At 62.2% G+C, this 14,710-nt stretch carries 13 protein-coding genes; all 13 read left to right on the top strand.

All coding sequences use genetic code 11. From position 1 onward, the window contains the following. The first annotated feature begins 25 nt into the window (after window positions 1-25). Window positions 26-2,425, top strand: a complete 2,400-nt coding sequence (locus WIN67_RS27940) for a PAS domain-containing sensor histidine kinase (protein ID WP_339070323.1) — start codon at window positions 26-28, stop codon at window positions 2,423-2,425. Between the two features lie 13 nt (window positions 2,426-2,438). After that, complete coding sequence (locus WIN67_RS27935) at window positions 2,439-3,068, top strand: response regulator (RefSeq protein ID WP_102861913.1); 630 nt, start codon at window positions 2,439-2,441, stop codon at window positions 3,066-3,068. A gap of 261 nt (window positions 3,069-3,329) precedes the next feature. Next, complete coding sequence (locus WIN67_RS27930; RefSeq protein WP_102861912.1) at window positions 3,330-4,454, top strand: ABC transporter ATP-binding protein; 1,125 nt, start codon at window positions 3,330-3,332, stop codon at window positions 4,452-4,454. Window positions 4,455-4,497: 43 nt separating this feature from the next. Beyond that, window positions 4,498-5,559, top strand: a complete 1,062-nt coding sequence (locus WIN67_RS27925) for an ABC transporter substrate-binding protein (protein ID WP_102881034.1) — start codon at window positions 4,498-4,500, stop codon at window positions 5,557-5,559. Between the two features lie 143 nt (window positions 5,560-5,702). After that, window positions 5,703-6,950: an ABC transporter permease gene (locus WIN67_RS27920; RefSeq protein WP_102861910.1), complete on the top strand. Its 1,248-nt coding sequence runs from the start codon at window positions 5,703-5,705 to the stop codon at window positions 6,948-6,950. A gap of 13 nt (window positions 6,951-6,963) precedes the next feature. Then, window positions 6,964-7,788 carry an ABC transporter permease gene (locus WIN67_RS27915; RefSeq protein ID WP_102861909.1) on the top strand — a complete coding sequence of 275 codons (825 nt, stop codon included), beginning with the start codon at window positions 6,964-6,966 and terminating at the stop codon, window positions 7,786-7,788. A 141-nt stretch (window positions 7,789-7,929) separates the two neighbouring features. Beyond that, window positions 7,930-9,078 (top strand): iron-containing alcohol dehydrogenase, encoded by a 1,149-nt coding sequence (locus tag WIN67_RS27910; protein ID WP_110653353.1) that lies wholly within the window; start codon window positions 7,930-7,932, stop codon window positions 9,076-9,078. An 80-nt stretch (window positions 9,079-9,158) separates the two neighbouring features. Then, window positions 9,159-9,833 (top strand): ribulose-phosphate 3-epimerase, encoded by a 675-nt coding sequence (gene rpe, locus WIN67_RS27905; protein WP_102861907.1) that lies wholly within the window; start codon window positions 9,159-9,161, stop codon window positions 9,831-9,833. Further along, window positions 9,830-10,648, top strand: a complete 819-nt coding sequence (locus WIN67_RS27900) for a phosphoglycolate phosphatase (protein WP_102861906.1) — start codon at window positions 9,830-9,832, stop codon at window positions 10,646-10,648. The genes rpe and WIN67_RS27900 overlap by 4 nt, the downstream gene beginning before the upstream one ends. A gap of 71 nt (window positions 10,649-10,719) precedes the next feature. After that, window positions 10,720-12,207: an anthranilate synthase component I gene (trpE, locus tag WIN67_RS27895; protein ID WP_110653351.1), complete on the top strand. Its 1,488-nt coding sequence runs from the start codon at window positions 10,720-10,722 to the stop codon at window positions 12,205-12,207. A gap of 12 nt (window positions 12,208-12,219) precedes the next feature. Further along, on the top strand, window positions 12,220-12,813 hold the full coding sequence (locus WIN67_RS27890) for an aminodeoxychorismate/anthranilate synthase component II (protein ID WP_102881031.1): 594 nt from the start codon (window positions 12,220-12,222) through the stop codon (window positions 12,811-12,813). A 9-nt stretch (window positions 12,814-12,822) separates the two neighbouring features. Further along, window positions 12,823-13,872 carry an anthranilate phosphoribosyltransferase gene (gene trpD, locus WIN67_RS27885; RefSeq protein WP_339070322.1) on the top strand — a complete coding sequence of 350 codons (1,050 nt, stop codon included), beginning with the start codon at window positions 12,823-12,825 and terminating at the stop codon, window positions 13,870-13,872. Beyond that, complete coding sequence (gene trpC / locus WIN67_RS27880; protein ID WP_339070321.1) at window positions 13,869-14,705, top strand: indole-3-glycerol phosphate synthase TrpC; 837 nt, start codon at window positions 13,869-13,871, stop codon at window positions 14,703-14,705. Before trpD ends, trpC begins: the two co-directional genes overlap by 4 nt. Window positions 14,706-14,710: the final 5 nt, after the last annotated feature.

Here is a 14,710-nt window from a genome sequence, read left to right as displayed (position 1 = left end):
TATTTGTCAGGGTGTGAGACTTCAGATGATGCGTTTTCGCTGCCTTCTGCTTATCGGCTGTCTGTGCCTTCCCTTGATAGGCGGGGCGGCACCGACGCCCCATGTGCCCACAGCACCCTTGAGCCACGAGCAGCGTCAATGGCTTGAACAACACCCGGAGTTGCGGGTGGGGCTGGTACTGCAGGCACCGTTCGCCCAATACGACCGGCGTCTGCAGCGCCTGTCCGGGGCTAACGTCGAACTGATGCAGACCTTGGCCCAGGCGCTGAAGATTGAACTCAGCTGGCGCAACTTTCCCGATCAGGCACAGCTGGAAAGAGCCCTGCGCGACGGCGAAGTGGACATGGCCCCCGGCCTGACCCAGACGCCCGCGGGCCTGAGGCTGTGGCTGTTCAGCGACCCTTATATGCGTGTGCCACAGCTGGTGGTGGGTGAGCGCAAGGGCGCGGGGGCCGTGGAACTGGAGAAGCTCGACAGCCAGGCCCGAGTCGCGGTGCGCATGCCCAGCGCGGTGGCCGACTACCTGCGCCTGACCTACCCCAACCTGAATCTGCAAGGGGTTCCTCTGGAGCGCCAGGCCCTGCAACTGCTGCTGAGCCAGCAAGCCCGTTATGCGGTTGTGGATGAAGCCCAGCTCAGTCGCCTGTCAGCGGAGGCAGAGTTTTCCGGGTTGGCGGTGGTGGGGGATATCGGCCTGCCGCAGCTGTTACGGGTAGCGACCCGTCGCGACTGGCCGGAGTTGGCCAGTATCGTAGAGGCCGGCTTGCACGCGATCCCGGCCAAGGAGCTGGAGCAATTGCACAGTCGTTGGCTGCAGCCCAAGTACCCGCGCCTGGGAGAATCCCCCGGCGTCTGGCAGAACCTCAGCCTACTGTTGATGATCCTGTTGCTGGCCAGCTTGGCGACTGTCTTCTGGCAGCGTCGTCAGCAACGCAGTCTGGAGCAGAGGTTGCTGGCGGCACGTGAGGATATCGCCCTGCGCGCCGCCAGCGAAGAAGCCCTGCGCCTGACCCAGTTCTCCATTGATCAAAGCACTGTGGGCATTCTCTGGGTCAACTGGGACAGTCATGTGCGTTATGCCAATCGGGCCGCTGAAGAGATGCTCGGTTATCCGGCGGGCGGAGTGATCGACCGCCCGCTGATCGATTTCGAACCCGACCTGCACATGGATCGCTGGCTCAACCTGTGGAAGCGTGCCCGGGCCAGTGAGGAGGGCGCGCAGAGTTTCGAGACCCAGTGCGTGCGTGCTGACGGCAGTATCTTGCCGGCGGACGTGTCCTTGAGCTTCCTGCGTTTTCGCGACAGCGAATACCTGGTGGTCTACCTCAATGACGTCACCGAGCGCCGTCGTGCGCTGGCGGCGCTGCGGGAAAGCGAGGCGCGCCTACAGGGGATCGCCGCCAACGTCCCGGGCCTGGTGTTCCGCCTGGAGCGAGCGCCGGTCACCGGGCAGATCGATTTCGCCTATATCAGTGAAGGCAGCGAAACCCTGGTGGGCTACTCGCCGGCGACGCTGGCCCACCGGGACACCGGCCTGCGCAGCCTGGTGCACCCGGACGACAAGGCCAGTTATCACCAGACCCAGGATCAGGCCCTGGACACCGATAGCGACTGGTCCTGGCAAGGTCGCATCCTGACCCGCCAGGGCCAGCAGCGCTGGGCCGAGATCAAGGCCATCACCCGCCGCCTGGATGACGGCGCTTTTGTCTGGGACGGCATTGTCTGGGACATCAGCGAAAGCAAGCGCATCGAGTTGGAGCTGGCCAGCTCCCGTGAGCAATTGCGGGAATTGTCGGCACACCTGGAAAGCGTGCGCGAAGAAGAAAAGGCCCGCATTGCCCGGGAAGTCCATGACGAGCTGGGACAGATGCTCACCGTGCTCAAGCTGGAAACCTCCATGTGCGAACTGGCCTATGCCCAACTCGACCCGGGGCTGCACGAACGACTCAACAGCATGAAGCGCCTGATTGCCCAACTGTTCCAACTGGTGCGCGACGTGGCCACGGCCCTGCGGCCGCCGATCCTCGATGCGGGCATCGCGTCGGCCATCGAATGGCAGGCCCGGCGGTTCGAAGCACGCACACAGATTCCTTGCCTGGTTCAAGTGCCGGATAACCTGCCGCGCCTGAGTGACGCCAAGGCCGTCGGCCTGTTTCGTATCCTCCAGGAGGCCCTGACCAATGTCATGCGCCATGCCCAGGCGCATACTGTGGAACTGACCCTGACCCTGGAAGAGGGCGAGTTGTGCATGACCATCAGCGATGACGGCCTTGGTTTCGACACCGCCTCGGCACGCCCGACGTCCTTTGGCCTGGTGGGCATGCGCGAGCGGGTGCTGATCATGGGCGGCAGCTTGTCGCTGCACAGTGAACAGGGAGAGGGCACCCTCCTGAGTGTCCGGGTGCCCCTGGACCGAGAACAATAACGAGGAGACGCGCGTGATCCGTGTACTGGTAGCCGAAGACCACACCATTGTCCGCGAAGGCATCAAGCAGCTGATCGGCCTGGCCAAGGACCTGCTGGTGGTGGGCGAGGCGAGCAACGGTGAACAGCTGTTGGAAACCCTGCGCCAGGTGCCCTGTGAAGTGGTGCTGCTGGATATCTCCATGCCCGGGGTAAACGGCCTGGAAGCCATTCCACGGATTCGGGCCCTGAACAATCCCCCGGCGATCCTGGTGCTGTCGATGCATGACGAGGCGCAGATGGCGGCGCGTGCGCTGAAGATCGGCGCTGCCGGCTACGCCACCAAGGACAGCGATCCGTCGCTGTTGCTGACGGCCATCCGCAAGGTGGCGTCCGGTGGGCGTTACATCGACCCGGACCTGGCGGACCGTATGGTCTTCGAGGTCGGCCTGACCGATGCCCGGCCCTTGCATTCGCTGCTTTCCGAACGCGAGTTCTCGGTCTTCGAACGCCTGGCCCAGGGTGCCAACGTCAATGACATTGCTCAGCAACTGGCCCTGAGCAGCAAGACCATCAGCACCCACAAGGCGCGGCTGATGCAGAAGCTCAATATCACCTCCCTGGCGGAACTGGTGAAATACGCCATGGAGCACAAGCTGCTCTGACGTCATCTGCAGTGCTCTCTCCACCTCCCGGGGAGGGCACTTATCCATTTACGACATCCCCGCTTTCGGCCTTCTGCCGTTTCTTGCTGCTTGTAGCTTGCCGCTGGCCTCTGCCCTTATCCAATCCCGCCATCCTTGTAGGGCAATCCCTACACGCAACCTTCCAGGCGGCTGAGGCGAATCTCTCCTGCGCCCCGATTTGCGCGGCCTGCGGCCTCCACTAGGCTTGTTCCACAGCCGTCTAAAACAAAAGGTGTGGGTATGAGCGAGGTTGATTCAAGCGCTGGGGCCAACGATGTTCTGGTCAGCTTTCGTGGTGTGCAGAAAAGCTACGACGGTGAAAACCTGATCGTCAAAGACCTCAACCTGGATATTCGCAAAGGCGAGTTCCTCACCCTGCTGGGGCCGTCCGGGTCCGGCAAGACCACCAGCCTGATGATGCTGGCCGGTTTCGAGACCCCAACCGCCGGTGAGATCCAGCTGGCCGGGCGCTCCATCAACAATGTACCGCCGCACAAGCGCGACATCGGCATGGTGTTCCAGAACTACGCCTTGTTTCCGCACATGACCGTGGCCGAGAACCTGGGCTTTCCGCTGTCGGTGCGCGGCCTCAGCAAGACCGACATCAGTGAACGGGTCAAACGGGTGCTGAGCATGGTTCAGCTCGATGCCTTCGCCCAGCGTTATCCGGCGCAATTGTCCGGTGGCCAGCAGCAGCGTGTGGCCCTGGCCCGTGCCCTGGTGTTCGAGCCGCAGTTGGTGCTGATGGACGAACCCCTTGGTGCTCTGGACAAGCAACTGCGTGAACACATGCAGATGGAAATCAAGCATCTGCACCAGCGCCTGGGTGTGACCGTGGTCTACGTGACTCACGACCAGGGCGAGGCCCTGACCATGTCCGATCGGGTGGCGGTGTTCCATCAGGGCGAAATCCAGCAGATTGCCCCGCCGCGCACCCTTTACGAAGAGCCCAAGAACACCTTCGTCGCCAACTTCATTGGCGAGAACAACCGTCTCAACGGTCGGCTCCACAGCCATACCGGCGAGCGTTGCGTGGTGGAGCTGGGGCGTGGCGAAAAAGTCGAGGCGCTGGCGGTGAACGTCGGCCAGGTCGGCGGCCCGGTGACCCTTTCCATCCGTCCGGAGCGCGTGAGTCTTAACGGCTCCAGCGAACGCTGCGTCAACCGCTTCTCCGGGAGGGTGGCGGAATTCATCTATCTGGGCGACCACGTCCGGGTGCGCCTGGAAGTCTGCGGCAAGAGCGACTTCTTCGTGAAACAACCGATTGCCGAGCTCGATCCTGCGCTGGCGGTGGGCGACGTGGTGCCGCTTGGCTGGCAAGTCGAGCACGTTCGCGCGCTTGACCCGCTTCTAGAGGCGAATTGATCGCCCCCCTGCAACACCAACCTGCACGTGGAGAACACAATAAATGTTGAGATCCCTGAAATTCACCGCCCCCCTCAGCGCTATCGCTGTGGCACTGGGCATGCTGGGTGCGGCACACGCCATGGCGGCGGGTCCCGACCTGACCGTGGTGTCCTTTGGTGGGGCGAACAAGGCGGCTCAGGTCAAAGCCTTCTACGCGCCTTGGGAAGCCGCAGGCCATGGCAAGATCGTCGCTGGCGAGTACAACGGCGAGATGGCCAAGATCAAGGCCATGGTCGACACCAAGAGCGTGTCCTGGGACCTGGTAGAGGTCGAGTCCCCTGAATTGTCCCGCGGTTGCGACGAGGATATGTTCGAGCAACTGGACCCGGCCCTGTTCGGCAAGAGCGAAGACTACGTCAAGGGTGCCATCCAGCCTTGCGGCGTGGGCTTCTTCGTCTGGTCCACGGTGCTGGCCTACAACGCCGACAAACTCAAAGCACCACCAGGCAGCTGGGCCGATTTCTGGGACACCAAGCAGTTCCCGGGCAAGCGCGGTCTGCGCAAGGGCGCCAAGTACACCCTGGAGTTCGCCCTGATGGCCGACGGCGTCGCGCCCAAGGATGTCTATAAAGTCCTGGCTGGCAAGGACGGCCAGGATCGCGCCTTCAAGAAACTCGATGAGCTCAAGCCCTACATTCAGTGGTGGGAAGCCGGCGCCCAGCCGCCGCAGTACCTGGCTTCCGGCGACGTGGTCATGAGCTCGGCCTACAACGGCCGGATCGCCGCGGTGCAGAAGGAAAGCAACCTGAAAGTGGTGTGGAACGGCGGCATCTACGACTTCGATGCCTGGGCCATTCCCAAAGGCCTGGACAAGGATCGCGCTGAAGCCGCGAAGAAGTTCATCGCCTACTCGGTACAGCCGCAGCAGCAGAAAACCTATTCGGAAAACATTGCTTACGGCCCAGCCAACATCCAGGCCGTGCCGCTGCTGGCCAAGGACATTCTCAAGGACATGCCCACTACCCCGGAGAACATCGCCAATCAGGTGCAGATCGACGTCAGCTTCTGGGCTGACAACGGTGAGCAACTGGAGCAGCGCTTCAACGCCTGGGCAGCCAAGTAACCACCCCGCTGTTGTAGGAGCGAGCTTGCTCGCGAAGGCGTGATCGGCACCACCACCGGTGTCGCCTGATGCGCCTTGTTCGCGGGCAAGCCCGCTCCTACCCCGGTGGTTTGTATTCGAAAGTTCGATTCGCGGAGTTTGTCATGACCATCACCGTTCCCTTGAACGCGGTCACCGGCCCGACCTTGAAGCAGCGGCTGGCCCGTGCCGAGCGGGTCAACCGCTGGAAGGCACAGGCCTTGATCGCGCCTCTGGTGCTGTTTCTGCTGCTGGTGTTCCTGGTACCGATTGTGGCGCTGCTGTACAAGAGCGTCGGCAACCCGGAAGTGGTCGGGGGCATGCCGCGCACTGTCGCGGCCGTGAGTGCCTGGGATGGTCGTGGCCTGCCCGCCGAAGCGGCCTACAAGGCCTTGAGCGAAGACCTGTTCGAAGCCCGCAAGAATCAAACCTTGGGCGATCTGTCCAAGCGCCTGAACATGGAGTTGGCCGGCTATCGCAGCCTGTTGACCAAGACCGCCCGTGCCTTGCCGTTCAAGGCCGAGCCCGAATCCTATAAAGAAGCCATGGAGAGTCTGGACGAGCGCTGGGGTGACCCGGCCTACTGGCAGGCGATCCGGCGCAACACCAGCAGCCTGACGCCCTATTATCTGCTGGCGGCGGTGGACCATCGCATCGATGACCTGGGAGAACTGGCCCCGGCCACCCCGGATCAGTCCATCTACCTGGACATCTTTGCCCGGACCTTCTGGATGGGCCTGGTGATCACCGCGATCTGCCTGGCGCTGGCCTATCCCCTGGCTTACCTGCTGGCCAACCTGCCGGCGCGCAAAAGTAATCTGCTGATGATCCTGGTGCTGCTGCCGTTCTGGACGTCGATCCTGGTGCGGGTAGCGGCGTGGATCGTGCTGCTGCAGTCCGGCGGCTTGATCAACAGTGCGCTGCTGGCCATGGGGGTGATCGATAAGCCGCTGGAGTTGGTGTTCAACCGCACGGGGGTCTACATCTCCATGGTGCATATCCTGCTGCCGTTCATGATCCTGCCGATCTACAGCGTGATGAAGGGCATCTCGCCCACTTACATGCGTGCAGCGATTTCCCTGGGCTGCCATCCATTCGCCAGCTTCTGGCGGGTGTATTTGCCGCAGACCTATGCCGGGGTCGGCGCCGGCTGTCTGCTGGTGTTCATCCTGGCCATCGGCTACTACATCACTCCGGCGCTGCTGGGCAGCCCGAACGACCAGATGGTCAGCTACTTCGTCGCCTTCTACACCAACACCAGTATCAACTGGGGCATGGCTACGGCCCTGGGCGGCCTGTTGTTGCTGGCGACCATCGTGCTCTATCTGATTTACAGCTGGCTGGTGGGCGCCAGTCGCCTGCGCCTGAGCTAAGGAGAGAATCGAAATGCTGAGCCCCTACATGTCGCCCGTTGAACGGGTCTGGTTCTACAGCTTGCGGATTCTCTGCGGCTTGATCCTGTTGTTCCTGGTATTGCCGGTGCTGGTGATCATCCCGCTGTCGTTCAACTCCGGGAGCTTTCTGGTGTATCCGCTGCAGGGCTTCTCGCTGCACTGGTACCAGGACTTCTTCGCTTCCGCCGAATGGATGCGAGCCCTGAAGAACAGCATCATTGTCGCCCCGGCCGCCACCTTGCTGGCGATGGTCTTCGGCACCCTGGCGGCGATCGGCCTGACCCGTGGCGACTTCCCCGGCAAGGCGCTGGTGATGGCCCTGGTGATTTCGCCGATGGTGGTGCCGGTGGTGATCATCGGCGTTGCCAGCTATCTGTTCTTTGCCCCGCTGGGCATGGGCAACAGTTTCTTCTCGCTGATCGTCGTGCATGCGGTGCTGGGGGTGCCCTTCGTGATCATCACCGTGTCGGCGACCCTGCAAGGCTTCAACCACAACCTGGTGCGGGCTGCAGCGAGCCTCGGCGCCTCGCCATTGACCACCTTTCGCCGGGTGACCTTGCCCCTGATCGCGCCTGGGGTCATCAGTGGTGCGCTGTTCGCCTTCGCTACCTCGTTCGACGAAGTGGTGGTGACCCTGTTCCTGGCCGGCCCCGAGCAAGCGACGTTGCCACGGCAGATGTTCAGCGGTATCCGCGAAAACCTCAGCCCGACCATCGCCGCCGCCGCCACGCTGCTGATCGCCTTCTCGGTGATCCTGCTGCTGACTCTGGAATGGCTGCGTGGGCGCAGTGAGAAGTTGCGCACCGCCCAGGTGTGAGGTCCTTCGCCTTCCTGACGGGTGTTGCCAGGCGCGGCACCGGTCAGGGAGAGAAGGGAATTCGTCTGCTGAATAGGCGACAACCGACAATCCGCGACTACGCTTGTGCCGGCTCCTACCTTTATATAAGAGGCTGCGCACATGAGTATTTCCTCTTTCAAGATCGCCCATAAACTGCTCACCGGCAGCACCGCCATCGAACAGCTGGCCGCCGAGCTGACCCGACTGGATGTGGATAACCCGCTGATTGTCACCGATGCCGCGTTGCTCAAGTCGGGCACGGTGGAACTGGCGCTGGCACACCTGGGTGAGCGCAGTTATGAGATTTTCGACCGGGTGCAGCCCGACCCGGAGATCGCCATTGTCGAAGACTGCATGCAGGTCTACCGCGAGGGCGGGCATGACGGCCTGATCGGCCTTGGGGGCGGCAGCGCCATCGATATCGCCAAGAGTGTCGCGGCTTATGCGGGCTACCATGGCGCCCTGGAGGATCTGTTCGGCGTTGATCAGGTGCCGCGCAAGGGACCGCCGTTGATCGCCATTCCCACCACGGCCGGCACTGGCTCGGAAGTGACCAACGTGGCCATCCTGTCGGACAAGGTCGCGCTGTTGAAGAAAGGCATTGTCAGTGATTACCTGCTGCCGGACGTGGCCCTGGTCAGTCCACAGATGACCTTGACCTGTCCCCGCAGCGTCACGGCCGCCAGTGGTGTCGATGCCCTGGTTCACGCTGTCGAGTCCTACCTGTCCCTCAACGCCTCATCCATCACCGACTCCCTGGCCATTGGTGCGATCAAACTGATCGTCAAGGCGTTGCCCAAGGCTTATGCCAACCCGGCCAACCTGCAAGCCAGGGAGGACATGGCCACCGCCAGCCTGATGGCCGGCATGGCCTTCGGTAATGCCGGGGTCGGGGCGGTGCATGCCCTGGCCTATCCGCTGGGTGGACGTTTTCATGTGTCCCATGGCGTCGGTAATGCCTTGCTGCTGCCCTATGTCATGACCTGGAACAAGATGGCCTGCGTTGAGCGTATGCAGGATATCGCCGAAGCCATGGGGGTCCAGACGGCGCATTTGAGTGCCAGCGAGGCCGCTGATCGGGCCGTGGAGGCAATGACTGCGTTGTGCGCTGCGGTGGAAATCCCCAGCGGCTTGCGCAGCTTTGGCGTGCCGGAGGAGGCCATCCCCGCCATGGCGTTGGAGGCCGCGGGTATCGAGCGCCTGATGCGCAACAATCCGCGCAAACTGAGTCCTGCCGATATCGAGAAGATCTATCGCGCGGCTTACTGAAGAACGCGGTTACGGTGTGCGCTCCAAAGCATGAGGTATACAATGCGCGCCATCGTGATTCTGCTCAAAAAAGGTGCGTCATGCAGCCCTTCGCTATTGCTCCGTCGATTCTCTCTGCCGACTTCGCCCGTCTGGGTGAGGAAGTGGACAATGTCCTGGCCGCTGGTGCCGACATCGTCCACTTCGATGTCATGGACAACCACTATGTGCCGAACCTGACCATCGGCCCGATGGTCTGTTCTGCACTGCGCAAGTATGGGATCACCGCGCCGATCGATGCGCACCTGATGGTGACCCCGGTGGATCGCATCATCGGTGACTTCATCGAGGCAGGCGCGACCTACATCACCTTTCACCCCGAAGCCACGCTGCATGTGGACCGTTCCCTGCAAATGATCCGCGAGGGCGGTTGCAAGGCCGGCCTGGTGTTCAACCCGGCGACCCCGCTGGACGTGCTCAAGTATGTGATGGACAAGGTCGACATGGTCCTGCTGATGAGCGTCAACCCGGGCTTTGGCGGGCAGAAGTTCATTCCTGGGACCCTCGACAAGCTGCGCGAGGCACGGGCCCTGATCGACGCTTCCGGTCGCGACATCCGCCTGGAGATCGACGGTGGGGTGAACGTCGGCAACATCCGTGAGATCGCCGCCGCAGGCGCTGACACCTTTGTTGCCGGTTCGGCCATCTTCAATGCGCCGAACTATCAGGAAGTCATTGAGAAAATGCGCGCCGAACTGGCGCTGGCTCGGCCATGAGCGCATTTGAGCAGCTGTTCTCGGGGCGTTTGCCGCGACTGGTGATGTTCGACCTGGATGGCACCCTGGTCGATTCGGTGCCGGACCTCGCGGCCGCCGTGGATCAAATGCTGCTCAAGCTGGGGCGCAAGCCCGCGGGTATCGAGGCGGTGCGCGAGTGGGTCGGCAACGGTGCGCCGATGCTGGTGCGCCGGGCCCTGGCCAACAGCCTGGATGCCCAGGGCGTCGACGATGTCGAGGCGGAGCACGCTCTTGAGTTGTTCAACAGCGCGTACGAGGACAGCCACGAACTGACTGTGGTCTATCCCGGTGTGCGCGAAACCCTCAAGTGGCTGCACAAGCAGGGCGTGGAAATGGCCCTGATCACCAACAAGCCCGAGCGTTTCGTCGCGCCATTGCTGGATCAGATGAAGATCGGCCGGTATTTCCGCTGGATCATCGGCGGCGACACCCTGCCGCAAAAGAAACCCGACCCGGCGGCGCTGTTCTTCGTGATGAAGATGGCCAGCGTACCGGCGTCGCAGTCGCTGTTCGTCGGCGACTCGCGCAGCGATGTGCTGGCGGCCAAGGCGGCGGGGGTCAAGTGCGTGGCGCTGAGCTACGGCTATAACCACGGCCGGCCGATTGCCGAGGAGTCGCCGGCGCTGGTGATCGACAACTTGCGGGCGCTGATCCCCGGTTGCTTAGAACCAGCCGCTGAGATAACGTTGCCCGACGCTGTTCCATCCCCTTCTGGAAATTCCATCGTGGTGGTCACTCGCAAACTCTGGATGAAAGTCATCAAGGCCCTGGCCCGTTGGCGTTGGCGCGCCTGATTTTTGTCTGGCCGGCCCTGCCGGCACGTTTGCATACCTGACTGTTAGACCCTCAAGCCACGAGGCACCCCATGATTCGCGAAGAATTCCTGCGTTTGGCCGCAGCCGGTTACAACCGTATCCCGCTGGCCTGCGAAACCCTTGCCGACTTCGACACGCCGCTGTCGATCTACCTGAAACTGGCCGATCAGCCCAACTCCTACTTGCTGGAGTCGGTGCAGGGCGGTGAAAAGTGGGGGCGCTATTCGATCATCGGCTTGCCGTGCCGCACCGTATTGCGCGTGCATGGGCACCAGGTCAGCGTGAGCCATGACGGTGTCGAGATCGAGAGCCATGAAGTGGCTGATCCGCTGGCTTTCGTCGAGGAATTCAAAGCCCGTTACAACGTGCCGACCATCGCCGGCCTGCCGCGCTTCAACGGTGGCCTGGTGGGGTATTTCGGTTATGACTGCGTGCGTTATGTCGAGCCGCGCCTGGGCCAGTGCCCGAATCCTGACCCGATCGGTGTGCCGGATATCCTGCTGATGGTCTCCGATGCGGTGGTGGTGTTCGACAACCTGGCGGGCAAGATGCACGCCATCGTGTTGGCCGACCCCAGCCAGGACAACGCCTTCGAGGCCGGGCAAGCGCGCTTGCAGGAGTTGCTTGCGCAACTGCGCCAGCCGATCACGCCGCGTCCCGGGCTGGATTTCAGCAAGCAGCAGGCGGCCGATCCGGTATTCCGCTCCAGCTTCACCCAGGCGGACTACGAGCGAGCCGTGGACACCATCAAGGAGTACATCCTGGCCGGTGACTGCATGCAGGTGGTGCCGTCCCAGCGCATGTCGATTGACTTCAAGGCTGCGCCCATCGATCTGTACCGGGCGCTGCGCTGCTTCAACCCGACTCCCTATATGTACTTCTTCAACTTCGGCGACTTTCATGTAGTGGGCAGTTCACCGGAAGTGCTGGTGCGGGTCGAGGACAACCTGATTACCGTGCGGCCGATTGCCGGCACCCGTCCGCGGGGCGCTACCGAGGAAGCCGATCTGGCCCTGGAACAGGACCTGCTGTCGGATGCCAAGGAAATCGCCGAGCACCTGATGCTGATCGATCTGGGGCGCAACGACACCGGTCGCGTATCGGAAATTGGCTCGGTGAAGCTCACCGAGAAGATGGTGATCGAGCGTTATTCCAATGTGATGCACATCGTCTCCAACGTCACCGGTCAACTGAAAGCCGGGCTGACGGCAATGGACGCTCTGCGGGCGATCCTGCCGGCGGGGACGTTGTCCGGGGCGCCGAAGATTCGCGCCATGGAAATCATCGACGAGCTGGAGCCGGTCAAGCGTGGGGTCTACGGCGGCGCCGTGGGTTACTTTGCCTGGAACGGCAACATGGATACCGCCATCGCCATTCGCACGGCGGTGATCAAGAACGGTGAGCTGCATGTACAGGCCGGTGGCGGGATTGTCGCCGACTCAGTGCCGACCCTGGAGTGGGAAGAGACGCTGAACAAGCGTCGTGCAATGTTCCGTGCCGTGGCGCTGGCAGAACAAACCCCCGCATCCAAGGTTTGAGGAGTTTCCATAATGTTGCTGATGATCGATAACTACGACTCCTTCACCTACAACGTCGTCCAGTATCTGGGCGAGTTGGGTGCCGAAGTGAAAGTGGTACGCAATGACGAGCTGACCGTGGCTGAAATCGAAGCCCTTAAGCCCGAGCGTATCGTGGTCTCGCCTGGCCCTTGCACGCCGACCGAGGCCGGTGTCTCCATCGAGGCGATCAAGCATTTCGCCGGCAAGCTGCCGATTCTGGGCGTGTGCCTGGGCCACCAGTCCATCGGCCAGGCTTTTGGCGGCCAAGTGGTGCGAGCCCGGCAAGTGATGCACGGCAAGACCAGCCCGGTGTTTCACCGTGACCTGGGGGTATTCAACGGCTTGAACATGCCGCTGACCGTGACCCGTTACCACTCCCTGGTGGTCAAGCATGAGAGCCTGCCCGAGTGCCTCGAAGTCACGGCTTGGACCCAGTTGGAAGACGGCTCCGTCGACGAAATCATGGGGCTGCGCCACAAGACGCTAAATATCGAAGGGGTGCAATTTCACCCCGAGTCTATCCTCACCGAGCAGGGCCACGAGCTGTTCGCCAACTTCCTCAAACAGAGCGGCGGCACGCGCTAAGGACTTTTCATGGATATCAAGACTGCCCTGAGCCGTATTGTCGGCCATCTGGACCTGAGCACCGATGAGATGCGCGATGTCATGCGCGAGATCATGACCGGCCAATGCACCGATGCGCAGATTGGCGCCTTCATGATGGCCATGCGCATGAAAAGCGAAAGCATCGACGAGATCGTCGGCGCGGTATCGGTGATGCGTGAACTGGCTGACACGGTCGAACTGAAAACCCTCGACGGTGTGGTGGATGTGGTCGGCACCGGCGGTGACGGTGCGAACATTTTCAACGTTTCCACCGCGTCTTCCTTTGTTGTTGCCGCCGCCGGCTGCACCGTCGCCAAGCATGGTAACCGTGCGGTATCCGGCAAGAGCGGCAGCGCCGATCTGTTGGAGGCGGCCGGGATCTACCTGAACCTGACGCCAGTCCAGGTCGCGCGCTGCATCGACAACGTCGGCATCGGCTTCATGTTTGCCCAGTCTCACCACGGCGCCATGAAATATGCCGCCGGCCCGCGCCGTGACCTCGGCTTGCGCACCCTGTTCAACATGCTTGGCCCGCTTACGAATCCGGCCTGCGTGAAACATCAGGTGGTGGGAGTATTCACTCAGGCCTTGTGCCGGCCATTGGCCGAGGTTTTGCAGCGTCTGGGCAGCAAACATGTGCTGGTGGTGCATTCCCAGGATGGCCTGGACGAGTTCAGCCTGGCGGCGCCGACCTATGTTGCCGAGCTGAAGAATGACCAGATCACCGAGTACTGGGTACAGCCCGAGGACTTGGGCATGAAGAGCCAGAGTCTGTTTGGCTTGGTGGTGGAGAGCCCGGCGGCGTCCCTTGAGCTGATCCGCGATGCCCTGGGACGACGCAAGACCGAGCACGGCCAGAAGGCCGCCGAGATGATTGTGCTCAATGCCGGTGCGGCGCTGTATGCCGCGGATCATGCCAGTAGCTTGAGAGAGGGCGTGGCCCTGGCGCACGATGCCTTGCACACCGGCTTGGCCCGGGAAAAGCTCGAGGAGCTGGGCGCCTTTACCGCGGTGTTCAAGCAGGAGAATGAAGGATGAGTGTGCCGACAGTTCTGGAAAAAATCCTCGCCCGCAAGGTTGAGGAAGTTGCCGAGCGCAGCGCTCGCGTCAGTCTGGCCGAGCTGGAGAGCCTGGCGCGGGCAGCCGATGCGCCGCGGGGTTTCGCCAGGGCGCTGCAGGAGCAGGTCAAGCTCAAGCAGCCGGCGGTGATTGCCGAGATCAAGAAAGCTTCGCCGAGCAAAGGCGTGATCCGCGAGAATTTCGTGCCGGCAGAGATCGCCAAGAGCTACGAGAAGGGCGGTGCCACTTGCCTGTCGGTGTTGACTGACGTCGATTACTTCCAGGGGGCCGATGCCTATCTGCAGCAGGCCCGCGCGGCCTGCAAACTGCCGGTGATCCGCAAGGATTTCATGATCGATCCCTACCAGATCGTCGAAGCCCGTGCCCTCGGTGCCGACTGTGTGCTGCTGATTGTCGCTGCGCTGGACGACCAGCGGATGGCCGAGTTGGCGACGGCGGCCAAGGGTGTCGGTCTGGATGTGCTGGTGGAAGTGCACGACGGCGACGAGTTGGAGCGGGCGCTGAAGACCCTCGACACACCGTTGGTCGGGATCAACAACCGCAATCTGCATACCTTCGAAGTCGACCTGGAAACCACTCTCGACCTGCTGCCGCGGATTCCTCGCGATCGCCTGGTGATTACCGAGAGCGGCATTCTCAACCGTGCCGATGTCGAGCTGATGGAAATCAGTGATGTCTATTCGTTCCTGGTGGGCGAGGCATTCATGCGCGCCGAGAGCCCGGGCAGCGAGTTGCAACGCTTGTTCTTCCCCGAGCGTGGCGTGCCGGTCAGCGGTTCGACCCTGGACTGAACCTG

It is taken from the genome of Pseudomonas idahonensis, assembly GCF_037903935.1.
In the GTDB taxonomy this organism is placed as follows: Bacteria; Pseudomonadota; Gammaproteobacteria; order Pseudomonadales; family Pseudomonadaceae; genus Aquipseudomonas; species Aquipseudomonas danubii.
The sequence above is the reverse complement of the archived record's forward strand: the minus strand, read 5'-3'. Positions and strand labels throughout refer to the sequence as shown.